A 12,215-nucleotide genomic window follows, 5' to 3' on the forward strand; every position below is an offset into this window, starting at 1 on the left:
ATGGAGACTTTTCAGCTATTTCTTACAGGCGGGGAAGAAAAGGTCTTACGGTATTTGGCGTTGCATAACACTTGTCAGATTGACGTCGATTACATCCTGGGCCACCGTTCGCCCACTTAACTGCCGGGCCTGGATGCCATGCCTCATATCCTGATTGTCGAAGACGAAGCGGCGATTGCCGATACCCTGGTGTTTGCCTTGCAAGGCGAGGGTTTCACCACCACCTGGGTGAGCCTGGGGGCGGCCGCCCTTGAGCATCAGCGGGCGACTCCCGCCGACCTGATCATTCTCGACATCGGCCTGCCGGACATCAGCGGATTTGAAACCTGCAAGCAGTTGCGCCGGTTCAGCGAAGTGCCGGTGATGTTCCTCAGCGCCCGTGATGGTGAGATCGACCGCGTGGTGGGCCTGGAGATTGGCGCTGATGATTATGTGGTCAAGCCATTCAGCCCACGGGAAGTGGCGGCGCGGGTGCGGGCAATTCTCAAGCGCATGGCACCGCGTCCGGGGATCGAGTCCACCAGTGCGTTGTTCCTGGTGGACAGCGAGCGCGTGCTGATCACCTATCGCGGCCAGCCATTGAGCCTGACCCGGCATGAGTTCCGCTTGCTCCAGTGTTTGCTGGAACAACCCGAGCGGGTGTTTAGTCGCGAACAACTGCTCGACGCGCTGGGCATTGCCAGCGACGCTGGGTACGAGCGCAGCATCGACAGCCACATCAAGAGCGTGCGCGCCAAGTTGCGCTTGGTGGCGGCCAATGCCGAGCCGATCCAGACCCACCGTGGCCTCGGTTACAGCTACAGCCCAGGGACCAGTTGATGCCATTGGCGATCCGGATCTTCCTGGTCTATGTGCTGTTCGTCGGCCTGACCGGGTACTTTGTGCTCAACACGGTGATGGAAGAAATCCGTCCCGGCGTGCGTCAGTCCACCGAAGAAACCCTGGTGGACACCGCCAATCTGATGGCCGAGATCCTGCGCGACGACTTCAAGGCCGGGACCCTCAATCAGAACCGCTGGCCGCAGTTGCTCAAGGCTTATGGCGAGCGGCAGCCGGGGGCGAGTATCTGGGGCCTGGCGAAGAATCAGGTCAACCATCGCATCTACGTGACCGACGCCAGGGGTGTGGTGGTGCTGGACTCCAGCGCTCTTGCAGTTGGTCAGGATTACTCGCGCTGGAACGATGTGTACCTGACCCTGCGCGGTGAGTACGGCGCGCGTTCAACCCGCAGTGATCCTGACGACGCCAGTTCTTCGGTGATGCACGTCGGCGCGCCGATTCGCGACAACGGGCAGATCATCGGCGTGGTCACCGTGGCCAAACCCAACAGCTCACTGCAGCCTTACGTCGACCGCACCGAGCGCCGTTTGCTCGGCTACGGCGCGGGCTTGATCGGCCTTGGCCTGCTGTTCGGAGCGGCATTGTCGTGGTGGTTGAGCGTGGCGCTGCGGCGCTTGACCGAGTATGCCCAGGCGGTCAGCGAAGGGCGCCGGGCCGAGCTGCCGCACTACCGTGGCGGTGAGCTGGAGCAACTGGCCACGGCGGTCGAACACATGCGTACGCAACTGGAAGGCAAGGCGTATGTGGAGCGTTATGTGCACACCCTGACCCACGAACTGAAGAGCCCGCTGGCGGCGATTCGCGGTGCCGCCGAACTGTTGCAGGAGCAGATGCCAGACACCCAACGCCAGCGTTTCGTCAGCAACATCGACACTGAAAGCGCGCGTATGCAGCAGTTGATCGAGCGACTGTTGAACCTGGCCCAGGTCGAGCAACGGCAAACCCTCGAGGAGCGAGTACAGGTACCGTTGGCGGCCTTGGTCGATGAGTTGCTCGATACCCAACAGGCGCGTATTGAACGCAAACAGCTGCGCATTGCAAAACACCTTGCTGCTGACCTGGCGCTGACAGGCGAAGCCTTTCTGTTGCGCCAGGCGCTGGCTAACCTGCTGGAGAACGCCCTGGATTTCACCCCGTCCCACGGTGTCCTGCGGTTTAGCGCACAACGGCTGGGCGAGCAGATCGAGTTCAGTCTGTTCAATCAGGCCGACCCGATTCCCGACTACGCCCTGGGACGCCTGAGCGAGCGTTTCTACTCGCTGCCACGGCCCGACAGTGGACGTAAAAGCACCGGGCTGGGGCTGAATTTTGTTGAAGAGGTGGTGAAGTTGCACGGTGGTCTGCTGACGATCGGGAATGTCGAGGGCGGCGTTGAGGTGAAGCTGCGTCTACCGTAGCTGCTGTTCTCCACACACTCTGCATATTCCCTCCATAAAACCCACACACGGGCCTTGCAGACTTTCCCTCATTCGAACAGGGAGAGACCCCATGAACCGCAGCCTGGCCTTGAAACTCGGGGCAATTGCCCTATTGATTCTGTTGTTGCTGATTCCGTTACTGATGATCAGCGGCATGATTGACGACCGTCAGCAACTACGCGACGGCGTCCTCGAAGACATCGCCCGCAGCTCCAGTTACAGCCAGCAACTGAGCGGACCGGTGATGGTGGTGCCGTACCGTAAGGTGGTGCGTACCTGGAAACACAACGAAAAAACCAACGCGCGTTATCAGGAAACCAGCCTGGAGCGCGGGCGCCTGTATTTCCTGCCGGAGCGTTTTGAGCTCGACGCGAAGGTGCAGACCGAACTGCGTGCCCGTGGCATCTACGAGGCGCGGTTGTTCCATGCGGATAACCGAATTAGCGGGCACTTTTCGATTCCGCAGCAACTGGGGATCGATGAAGACTTTGCCGACTACACGTTTGATTCGCCCTATCTGGCTGTGGGCATCAGTGATATCCGCGGCATCGAAAACGCGCTGCAACTGGAACTCGATGGCCAGCGCCTGGACTTTGTACCGGGCACTCAAGAGGAATGGTTGGGGGAGGGGGTGCATGTCACGCTGGCGCCACTGGATGTTCGCAAAGCCAACGAACTGAGCTTCGCGTTCGACCTGCGCTTGCAGGGCACCGGCCAGTTGCAGGTCACCCCGGTAGGCAGGACCAGCAACGTGACGGTGTCCGCCAACTGGCCCCACCCCAGCTTTATCGGTAACTACCTGCCGGCCCAACGAGCGATCAGCGCTGAAGGCTTCACGGCCAACTGGCAGACCTCGTTCTTCTCCACCAACCTGGAAGAAGCGCTGAGCAACTGTGTTGCCCGTGGCAGCTGTGACGAATTCAAAAGCCGCAGCTTCGGCGTGAGCTTCATCGACCCGGTGGACCAGTACCTCAAGAGCGAGCGGGCAATCAAATACGCCCTGCTGTTCATCGTGCTGACCTTCGCCGGTTTCTTCCTCTTCGAAGTGTTGAAAAGCCTGGCCGTGCACCCGGTGCAATACGCCTTGGTCGGCGTGGCGCTGGCGTTCTTCTACCTGCTGCTGTTGTCGCTGTCCGAGCACATCGGGTTTGCCCTGGCGTATCTGCTGTCGGCCAGTGCCTGCGTGTTGTTGATCGGCTTTTATGTCTGCCACGTGTTGCGCAGTGCGGTGCATGGCTTGAGCTTTTCAGCGGGGTTGGCGGCGTTGTATGGGCTGCTTTACGGATTGTTGAGTGCCGAGGATTACGCGTTGTTGATGGGCTCGTTGTTGCTGTTTGGGTTGCTGGGGGTGTTTATGGTGCTGACGCGCAGATTGGATTGGTATGGGATGGGGCGGGGGAAGGTGAGCAAGGCGGAGGTGGGAGGTGAGTAGGTCGTTGGGGTTAAGGGAAGATCAGGTGTTGGGGGCAGTGCTGGCGATGCAGATTGCCAGCCTGTTTCCCCCAAAGTGTTGTGTGAGTCGAGTATTCAGGTGTCACGTATGTCGCTTAAAAGAGAGTGGGGCGTGGATCGGCCTGCGTTCAAACGGTCACGTGCGATCCTTGCCTGTAGTCTAGTTGAGGGGGCGGCTTCTCCAGTGCTTTCTTTGAGTGGTGCATGGCGATTACGAACGTGAGTTTTTACAGGCTCGCGACTGGAGTTCAGGGTTTCAGGTGGTAGATTTTTTTTAAATTTTTCTTCTGCTTCGGCAATTAATTCTCTCGGCGTTTTGCCATGTTTCCTTCTCTCGTTAATCCAATAGCGGCCCTCGCGCCTTGATAATTTTTCTTCTGATGGTATTCCTTTATTGAAGTCGTCAACCATTTGTTTTCGAGTCTTTTTTTCAAGTTTCGTAATTGGATGTTCGACACTATTGTATTTCACCAATTCTTTGGGGACTCTGGTCTTCTTTTTAATGATGTTGAGCTTTCTTAATGCTTTAAGAGCTAACCAGTCATGGCCATTTGAGTCCGTCCTATTCACTGGTTCTCCTCCACAATATGTGTAGGCGTTTATCCCTCCCTCACCAAACGGACTCCAACTGTCCGGGCTGTTAAACCGCATCAACACCGGATTGAACTGCCGATAACCATTGCCTAAATGATAATGCCCGGTCACGGGGTCAGGCCGTTGCCCATTGAAGCCGAGCAGGCTGAGCAGGCCGTTTTCTGCCGGGCGATGGCCGTAGGGGGTATAGGCGAGGGGATGGGGGCGGGTTGCGTCGAGCGCGCTCAATACCGTGCGCTGCTGATCGGTCGCCAGGAGGGTGGTATTGACCTGGTCGTTCTGGTGCCGTTGTTGCGCCAACAACTGGTCGTCGTGCTGGAACAGGCTGGTGCGGACTGCGCCGTGGATTTCAGTGACCAAGCGGCTTGTGCAGTAAAAGCGCTGGAGGGTGGCCGGCTGCACGAGTGCGAGGGTGCAGCCGGCCTGGCGATCCAGTGGGTCGTAGTGGTAGCGGCACAACTCGGTCAGGCGAGATGAGGAGGGCATCGACTGGGCTCCGTGCTAGATCCAAAAAGCTGGACCTTCAGCATCGGCGGTTTATTAGGTCTTGCCTACTAGCAGAACTGCTAGGGTTTCGTGGATGCTTGCTGACCTTTATTGTTTGCGAGTTTCGTTCATTTTTGCGGCTATATCGGATTTGAGCTGAGCAATCAGCTGCTCTCGGTGTTGTCTTTGTATGGGGGAATGCGGCTGGGTATCAAGTCTTGCTTGGGAGTTGTCCAGATATTGTGTCAACTCTAGAATGCTTCGAGGGCGTGTATCGGTTCTCACCAGAATATTGTAAGTGACTTGATGGGTGGTGCTCGGATTAGCAGTGTTTGGTTTCATTGGGTGTGGGTTGTTAATTCCGTAGTTTAGTTTTATTTCCTCGGGGGTCAATTGGTTGAGTAGTGTGTTTCTATGATCCTCGATGTTGAGATCTGGGGCCAGCTCAAGCGCAGTTTTGCTTGCTGATGTTGTTGAAACTGGTGTGGTTGCGGTAGTCGTAGCGACTGGGGGCGCCTTTCTGTATTTACCTGGCGTTCTACCAAAAAATGTATTTTTTATTCCTTTCCAGGCGCTTCGAAAAATATTCGAGTGCCCCATTGGATCACTCCCAAGCACCGGCTCCCCCTCACAGTACCCATAGGCGTTCAACCCACCCTCACCAAACGGACTCCAACTGTCCGGACTGTTAAACCGCATCAACACCGGATTGAACTGCCGATAACCATTGCCTAAATGATAATGCCCGGTCACGGGGTCCGGCCGTTGTCCATTGAAGCCGAGCAGGCTGAGCAGGCCGCTTTCTGCCGGGCGATGGCCGTAGGGGGTATAGGCGAGGGGATGGGGGCGGATTGCGTCGAGCGCGCTCAATACCGTGCGCTGCTGATCGGTCGCCAGGAAGGTGGTATCGACTTTTTCGTTATGGTGCCGCTGTTGCGCCAACAACTGGTCGTCGTGCTGGAACAGACTGGTGCGGACTGCGCCGTGGATTTCAGTGACCAAGCGGCTTGTGCAGTAAAAGCGCTGGAGGGTGGCCGGCTGCACGATTGCGAGGGTGCAAGCGGCCTGGCGATCCAGTGGGTCGTAGTGGTAGCGGCACAACTTGGTCAAGCGAGATGAGGAGGGCATCGACGCAGCTCCGTGCAAGGTCCCAAAATCAGGACCTTCAGCATCGGAGTTTTATGAGCGGTTGCCTACTATCAGAACTGATAGTGTCACTTCAAACCTTCGGCATCGTCGCAATCATCGAAGTTCGCTGGCTCACTTCGAAATACCAGGCGGCGAGTTGCGGATTCGATGTGCGCCAATCCAGATCCGGGTGACGCAGGTCCAGGTAGCCCAGGGCACAGGCGACGCTGATGGCGGCGATGTCGAAGTGGCAGGTCAGCTCGGCGATGGCGTCTTTTTCCAGCAATGCCAGGGCGCGGCGGATTTTCTCGCGCTGGCCGTCGAGCCATTCGTCCCAGTGCTTCTCTGGGGCACGCAGGGCGACTTCGTAGCGCACCAGCACGGCCGCGTCCATGATCCCGTCGGCCAGCGAAGCGAGGGTCAGCCGCCGCCAGCGCGCCGATCCTTCGCGGGGGATCAGCGGGTTACCGACGTGCTGCTGGTCGAGGTAGTCGAGGATGACCCGGCTGTCGTGAATGATGTTGCCGTCGGCCAGGCGCAGAGCCGGGATTTTGCCCAGGGGGTTGTCGTCGATCAGGCTCAGGTCCGGGTTGACCGGGGTGAGCACGCTGGCCTGCAACGCCACGCGGTCCTGTTGTCCGGTTTCGTACAGCAGCACCATGACTTTGCGCACGAAGGGCGAGGCAGGGTTGTGGAACAGGGTCATGCTGGGGGCGGACATGGGCATTCCTCGGCGATCATCGGGGAGCAGAGGCTTAGCCTAGTAAGTTCCGGCGTGGCTGGCGAGGGGGTTGATGGCGCCTGTGAAATCGCCTTCGCGGGCAAGCCCACTCCCACAGGGCTAGCGGTTGTTTATCTACTTTGTGTTCAGCCCGTTCAAACACAGTAGATTTCAACTCCTACGCAACAACCCCCGAAGTCCCAAAACGGCCGGCACGCCCAAGCCGATCCAGCTCAAGCCATCCCAGATCCCATCACCCAATAGCGCCGCGAACAACCCTGCGGCACTGAGCAGGGCAATCACGGTGGGGGTGGCGAAGACTTTCCAGAAGTTCGACTGGCGCGGTCTCATTGGGTGCTCTCCTGGGCCACGGCCAGCGGTTTTGCCGCCCGGCGCCGGACTATCCACAGGTACAGGCCGCTGCCGAGGACGATGATGGTCAGTACATCGAGTGCCGCCCAGAGGATTTTCATCGGCATGCCACCGTAGTCACCGAAGTGCAGTGGTTGCGACATGCCCATGACGTCCATGTACCACGGTCGTTCGGCGATCGCGGTGACTTGCAGGGTACTGGCGTCGATCAGCACCGGGGTCAGCAGGTGGGAGGTCAGGTGGGTATTGCCTTTCATGAACACCGCGTAGTGGTGTTCGCTGGAGAAACGGGTGCCAGGGAAGGCGATGAAGTCTGTCTGCATCTCGGGTGCGGCCCGCTGGGCAATCTCCAGCAACTGGCTGGCGGGTGCCAGGCGGGTCAGGGGCGGTGCGTCGCGGTAGGGTTCGATCATCGCGCTCAGGGCTTCGCTGCGCCAGGCCGCAATCAGCAGGTCGGCGCAGGCGCTGACCACACCGGTGACACCCACCACCAGCGCCCAGGTCAAGGTGACGACGCCGATCAGGTTGTGCAGATCGAGCCAGCGCAGGCGCGTGGATTTGTCCTGGCGCACGGTACCGAACTTCAGGCGGCGCATGAACGGCAGGTACAGCACCGCGCCGGAAACGATCGCCAGCACGAACAGAATGCCCATGAACGCCAACAACAACTTGCCCGGCAGCCCAGCGAACATGTCGACGTGCAGGCGCAAGATGACCATCATCAGCCCGCCGTTGGCCGAGGGCATGGCCACCGGTTCGCCGGTGCGGGCGTCGAGCATGTAGGTGTGGGACAAGTTGGGCTCGGTGCCGGCGGTCTTGGCCATGATCGCGATCACGCCGTTGGGCTCGTCCTCATCCCAGCCGAAGTACTGCATGACTTCGTCGGGACGATGGGCCTGGGCCTTTTCGACCAGTTGCTGCAGGTCCAGATGCGGGGTTTCGGCCGGCATCTGTCGCAGCACGGGCGCATCGCCCAGCAGGTGCTCGATCTCGTGATGAAAGATCAACGGCAGGCCGGTCAGGGCGAGCATCAGCAGGAACGCCGTGCAAATCAGGCTGGTCCAGGTGTGGATAAAGGACCAGCGGCGGATGGTTTTGCTTTTCATCGGTCATCCAAATGGACAAGGGCCACCGTACGGGTGGCCCTTCAATCAGGGGGTGCGGCTTAGAACTTGTAGTTGACGCTGGCGACTACGTTGCGCTCATCGCCGTAGTAGCACCAGTAGCCATCACAGTTGGCCAGGTAGTCTTTGTCGAACAGGTTCTTGGCTTCGACGGCGACCGTGACACCCTTCATGGTTTTGTCCAGGCGGCCGAGGTCGTAATGGACGGCGGCGTCATACACGGTGTAGGAGCTGACATGGGCGATATCGGTATTGGCCGTGTTGCCGTAGGTGTCGCCAACGTAGCGAACCCCGCCTCCAACGCCGAAGCCGTCGAGCGCGCCGGCGTGCCAGGTGTAATCAGCCCACAGGGTGGCCTGGTTGCGCGGAATCAGCGCCATGCGGTTGCCGACTTCGCTCTCCAGGCCTTTGCTGATTTCTGTGTCGGTGTAGGTGTAGGAACCAATCACCTTGAGGTTGTCGGTGACCTCGGTGGTCGCTTCCAGTTCCAGCCCGCGGACCTTCAGCTCACCAACCTGGCGGGTGATACTGCCTTCGGTGACGCTGACGTTTTCCTGGCGCAGGTCGTAGACCGCCGCCGTCAACAGGCTCTTGCTGCCCACTGGCTGGTACTTCACGCCGACTTCGTACTGGTGGCCTTCGGTCGGCTTGAACGCCTCGGTGGCCGAGACGTTGGCGCCGATGCTCGGCTGGAACGACTCAGTGTAGGAAATGTATGGCGTCACGCCGTTGTCGAACACATAGCTGAGGCCGACGTTGCCGGAGAAGGCCTTGTCGCGCTGGGTGTTGGTGACATCGTTGTTGTTATGGAAGGTGGTGCCGGTGTGCACCCAGTCTTCACGACCGCCGAGGGTCAGGCGCCAGTTGTCCAGGGCCATCTGGTCCTGGACGTAGAGGCCGGTCTGGTGGGTTTTCTGGTTGTAGTCCTGCATGGCGAAGTACGTGACGCCCGACATGTCCGCGCCGTAGATCGGGTTGTTGACGTTGATCGGTGGCACGCCCATGCCGTACAGCCATTGGTAGTTGGTATTGGCGCGCTGGTGATCGAGGCCCAGCAACAGGGTATGGCGGATGGCACCCGTGTCGAAGTCGGCCTGGAAGTTGTTGTCGACCGCGAATTGGCTGATGTCTTCGTTGACGATGCCCGACTCGCGGTTGACGTTGCCAGCCTCGTCGACTTCGTTGAAGGTGGCTACGTTGACCGCCTGGAATTCCAGGTCGCTCTTGGTGTAGCGCAGGTTCTGACGGAATTGCCAGACGTCGTTCAGGCGCTGTTCGTAGGCATATCCCAGGGCGTAGTAGGTGCGGTCATAGAAGTCCCAGTCCGGCTCGCCAAGGTTCTTGTGGTGGGAAATATCCCCGGCCGGTGAGCCGAGCTTGGTGCCTTGCAGCGGCAAAAACTGACCGGTGATGCCGGTGTCGTCGCGGGTGTACTGGGAAATGAAGGTCAGGCTCGCGTCTTCATTGATGTTCCAGGTCAGGCTTGGGGCGATGTTGTAGCGCTTGTCCGGGATGTGGTCGACTGGCGCATTGCTGTCGCGCACCACGCCACTGACGCGGTAGAGAAACTGGCCTTCGTCGTCGATCTTGCCGGTGCTGTCGAAGTTGATCTGCTTATGTTCGTTACTGCCGGCCTGGGCTTCGATCTGGTGCGCGCTTTCGAGTTGCGGACGGCGGCTGACCATGTCGAGCATGCCGCCCGGTGGCGTCTGGCCGTAGACCGAGGAGGCCGGGCCGCGCAGTACAGTGATGCGCTCCAGGTTCCAGGGTTCGACTTTCGGGTTGGAGAACGAACCCTTGGGCAGTGGCAGGCCGTCGAGGAACTGGGAGGGGTCGAAGCCACGTACGCGCAGCCAGTCGGCCCGGGAGTCGGAGCCGTAGCCGCTGCTCTGTACGCCTGCGGTGTAGCGCAGGGCGTCATTGAGGTTGAGCACCTGGCGCTCATCCAGTTGCTCGCGGGTGATCACGGTCATCGAGCGAGGCACTTCGACGATGGCGGTGTCGGTCTTGGTCCCGGCAGCGGTGCGGGTCGCTACAAAACCGGCGGCTGGGCCCCAGGCGCTTTCGCTGCCCTCGATACCGATCACGCTGGTTTCCGGCAGTGCCATCACGCCCTCGGGAACCGCTACCAGGCTGTAGGTGCCGGCGCTGCTTTGTTCCAGTTGCAGGCCGGTGCCGCGCAGGGCTTGGCTCAGGGCGCTGGCGGCGTCGTACTGGCCGTTGACCGGGGCGGAGGTCTTGCCGGCAGCCAGGGACGGGTTGAGGCTCAAGGCGAGGCCGGCCTGGCTGGCGATCTGGTTCAGGGTGCTGGCCAGGGGCGCGGCCGGCAGGTTGTAGGCGCGAACGCTGGACGTCTGTTCAGCGGCCACCAGCAGGGTGCTGGTCAGCGGGGTGCCGAAGGCAATGGCCAGGGCCAACAGACTGGGGCGCAACAAGGTGTCTAGCGAACGTGACATACGGCGGCTCCTGAATGGAAATATTTCTCAATTGCCTATGTGCCGAACGAGATTGAAAAAGTGATAGGGGCGGATCGAAATAATTTCGATTCAGGAAAAATAGCCCCGCTTACCGGGGCTGTCCTCAACCCTCAGGGTTTGGCGACCACGGTGACCCACCACGAGGTGTGCTGCTCGATCTGCACTGGCAGGGTCGGCAGCAGGGCACTGAGGGCCAGGTCGGTGTTGTGCAGCGGGAAGCTGCCGGTGATCCGCAGGTCGGCGACGGCCGGATCGACGCCGAGGTGGCCCGGGCGATAACGATCGAGTTCGTGGACCAGGTCTTCGAGGCGGACGTTGTCGACCACCAGCATGCCGCGAGTCCAGGCGTCGCTGCCGGGGTTGAGCGCCAGCAGCGGGCCGAGGCCGTCGCGCTGCATCAACACCTGCTGGCCTTCCTTGAGAATCTGTTCGTCAGCCAGGGTCTCGGGGCGTGCGGCCACCGCGGACTGCAACACGCTCAGGCGCGTGCCGTGGTCTTCGCGCTTGACCAGGAACCGGGTGCCGAGGGCGCGCATCTGGCCGTCGCGGGTTTCGACGATGAAGGGGCGCGTATCGTTGTGTGCGGTTTCAATGAGGATTTCCCCTTCCTGCAGGACGATCCGGCGCTGCTTCTCATCAAAACGCACGTCCAGCGCGCTGTGGGTGTTGAGGTTGATCAGCGTGCCGTCGGCGAGGCGCAGGGTGCGTTGCTCGCCGGTGGCGGTGCGCTGGTCGGCCAGCCAATAGTCGAGGGGCAGGTAGCGTTCGCTGGCGAACAATCCCAGGCCGATCACCAGCAGGACGCTGGCGATCCCGCTGCCCAGCTTGCGCACCCGGCGCCGGATACCTTCACGCGATTGCAGCAGCGCTACCCGCCCCGGTCCACTGGCCACGCTGAAGCGCTGATCGAGCATGCCCAGTTGCTGCCAGGCGCGAGCATGTTCTTCATCGGCGGCGTGCCATTTGGCGAACTCCTCGCGTTCCACCGCACTGCCGGCGCCCGAATCGAGAGACAGTTGCCAGGCGATGGCGGCGTCGAGTACCCGCGCCGAGACTGGCTTGGAGCTGAGCGGGCTCAAGCGGGCTCGCCGTACAGCGCCACATAACACTGGCGGATGCCCTGGGCCAGGTACTGCCGCACCCGTGGCACGGAGACGCCCAGGCGCTCGGCGATTTCGGCATGGCCGAGGCCGTCGAGGCGGTTATAGAGGAAGGCGGCGCGGGCTTTGCTCGACAGCTTGCCGAGCAGGCGGTCGATGGCCTTGAGGTCTTCGAGGATCAGTTGCTGTTCTTCCACCGAGGGTTGCTCGCCTTCGGGGATCAGCATCAACTCAGTGAGGTAGGCCTGTTCCAGTGCGGCGCGACGGAAATAGTCGAACAGCAGGCCCTTGGCGATCGCCACCAGGAAGGCTCGGGGTTCGCGGGGCTGCTTGAAGGCTTCGCGCCCGAGCAAGCGGACGAAGGTGTCCTGGCTCAGGTCTTCGGCTTTGGAGGGGCAGGCCACGTTGCGCCGTAGCCAGGCCAATAGCCAACCGCGATGGTCGCGATACAACGCACCAACCAGTTCACTGTGAGGGCTTTGGACTGACGACAAATGGCTTCA

The 12,215-nt window shown here is 60.4% G+C and carries 11 protein-coding genes; 3 read left to right on the plus strand and 8 right to left on the minus strand.

What is annotated here, in order from left to right; genetic code table 11:
• Positions 1–138: 138 nt before the first annotated feature.
• The 3 genes from creB to creD all read left to right on the plus strand — a co-directional run bounded on the left by creB (position 139) and on the right by creD (position 3,690).
• On the plus strand, positions 139–819 hold the full coding sequence (gene creB / locus ACIOVD_RS01220; protein ID WP_401125621.1) for a two-component system response regulator CreB: 681 nt from the start codon (positions 139–141) through the stop codon (positions 817–819).
• A complete protein-coding gene (gene creC, locus ACIOVD_RS01225) occupies positions 819–2,237 on the plus strand; it encodes a two-component system sensor histidine kinase CreC (protein ID WP_401125623.1) in 1,419 nt (472 codons plus the stop codon). Before creB ends, creC begins: the two co-directional genes overlap by 1 nt.
• A gap of 91 nt (positions 2,238–2,328) precedes the next feature.
• Positions 2,329–3,690, plus strand: coding sequence for a cell envelope integrity protein CreD (gene creD, locus ACIOVD_RS01230; RefSeq protein ID WP_401125625.1), 1,362 nt, complete (start codon positions 2,329–2,331; stop codon positions 3,688–3,690).
• 95 nt (positions 3,691–3,785) lie between these two features.
• On the opposite strand, the gene ACIOVD_RS01235 is transcribed toward creD, so the two are convergent.
• The 8 genes from ACIOVD_RS01235 to ACIOVD_RS01270 all read right to left on the minus strand — a co-directional run bounded on the left by ACIOVD_RS01235 (position 3,786) and on the right by ACIOVD_RS01270 (position 12,206).
• Positions 3,786–4,790 carry an RHS repeat-associated core domain-containing protein gene (locus ACIOVD_RS01235; RefSeq protein ID WP_401125627.1) on the minus strand — a complete coding sequence of 335 codons (1,005 nt, stop codon included), beginning with the start codon at positions 4,788–4,790 and terminating at the stop codon, positions 3,786–3,788.
• Between the two features lie 108 nt (positions 4,791–4,898).
• Positions 4,899–5,918: an RHS repeat-associated core domain-containing protein gene (locus ACIOVD_RS01240; RefSeq protein ID WP_401125630.1), complete on the minus strand. Its 1,020-nt coding sequence runs from the start codon at positions 5,916–5,918 to the stop codon at positions 4,899–4,901.
• A 91-nt stretch (positions 5,919–6,009) separates the two neighbouring features.
• Positions 6,010–6,639, minus strand: coding sequence for a glutathione S-transferase (locus ACIOVD_RS01245; RefSeq protein ID WP_095164320.1), 630 nt, complete (start codon positions 6,637–6,639; stop codon positions 6,010–6,012).
• A gap of 171 nt (positions 6,640–6,810) precedes the next feature.
• Positions 6,811–6,990, minus strand: a complete 180-nt coding sequence (locus ACIOVD_RS01250; protein ID WP_095164319.1) for a hypothetical protein — start codon at positions 6,988–6,990, stop codon at positions 6,811–6,813.
• Positions 6,987–8,117, minus strand: a complete 1,131-nt coding sequence (locus ACIOVD_RS01255) for a PepSY-associated TM helix domain-containing protein (protein ID WP_401125632.1) — start codon at positions 8,115–8,117, stop codon at positions 6,987–6,989. Before ACIOVD_RS01255 ends, ACIOVD_RS01250 begins: the two co-directional genes overlap by 4 nt.
• A gap of 59 nt (positions 8,118–8,176) precedes the next feature.
• Positions 8,177–10,591: a TonB-dependent siderophore receptor gene (locus ACIOVD_RS01260; protein ID WP_095164317.1), complete on the minus strand. Its 2,415-nt coding sequence runs from the start codon at positions 10,589–10,591 to the stop codon at positions 8,177–8,179.
• Between the two features lie 131 nt (positions 10,592–10,722).
• Positions 10,723–11,691, minus strand: a complete 969-nt coding sequence (locus tag ACIOVD_RS01265) for a FecR domain-containing protein (protein ID WP_159998281.1) — start codon at positions 11,689–11,691, stop codon at positions 10,723–10,725.
• On the minus strand, positions 11,688–12,206 hold the full coding sequence (locus ACIOVD_RS01270; protein WP_095164315.1) for an RNA polymerase sigma factor: 519 nt from the start codon (positions 12,204–12,206) through the stop codon (positions 11,688–11,690). The genes ACIOVD_RS01265 and ACIOVD_RS01270 overlap by 4 nt, the downstream gene beginning before the upstream one ends.
• Positions 12,207–12,215: the final 9 nt, after the last annotated feature.

The organism is Pseudomonas sp. NPDC087626 (genome assembly GCF_044743405.1).
Taxonomy (GTDB): Bacteria; Pseudomonadota; Gammaproteobacteria; order Pseudomonadales; family Pseudomonadaceae; genus Aquipseudomonas.

Bases quoted from the DNA above. Each gene is read 5' to 3' on its own strand.
- creB (WP_401125621.1), top strand. From the start codon at position 139: ATGCCTCATATCCTGATTGTCGAAGACGAAGCGGCGATTGCCGATACC.
- creC (WP_401125623.1), top strand. From the start codon at position 819: ATGCCATTGGCGATCCGGATCTTCCTGGTCTATGTGCTGTTCGTCGGC.
- creD (WP_401125625.1), top strand. From the start codon at position 2,329: ATGAACCGCAGCCTGGCCTTGAAACTCGGGGCAATTGCCCTATTGATT.
- ACIOVD_RS01235 (WP_401125627.1), bottom strand. From the start codon at position 4,790: ATGCCCTCCTCATCTCGCCTGACCGAGTTGTGCCGCTACCACTACGAC.
- ACIOVD_RS01240 (WP_401125630.1), bottom strand. From the start codon at position 5,918: ATGCCCTCCTCATCTCGCTTGACCAAGTTGTGCCGCTACCACTACGAC.
- ACIOVD_RS01245 (WP_095164320.1), bottom strand. From the start codon at position 6,639: ATGTCCGCCCCCAGCATGACCCTGTTCCACAACCCTGCCTCGCCCTTC.
- ACIOVD_RS01250 (WP_095164319.1), bottom strand. From the start codon at position 6,990: ATGAGACCGCGCCAGTCGAACTTCTGGAAAGTCTTCGCCACCCCCACC.
- ACIOVD_RS01255 (WP_401125632.1), bottom strand. From the start codon at position 8,117: ATGAAAAGCAAAACCATCCGCCGCTGGTCCTTTATCCACACCTGGACC.
- ACIOVD_RS01260 (WP_095164317.1), bottom strand. From the start codon at position 10,591: ATGTCACGTTCGCTAGACACCTTGTTGCGCCCCAGTCTGTTGGCCCTG.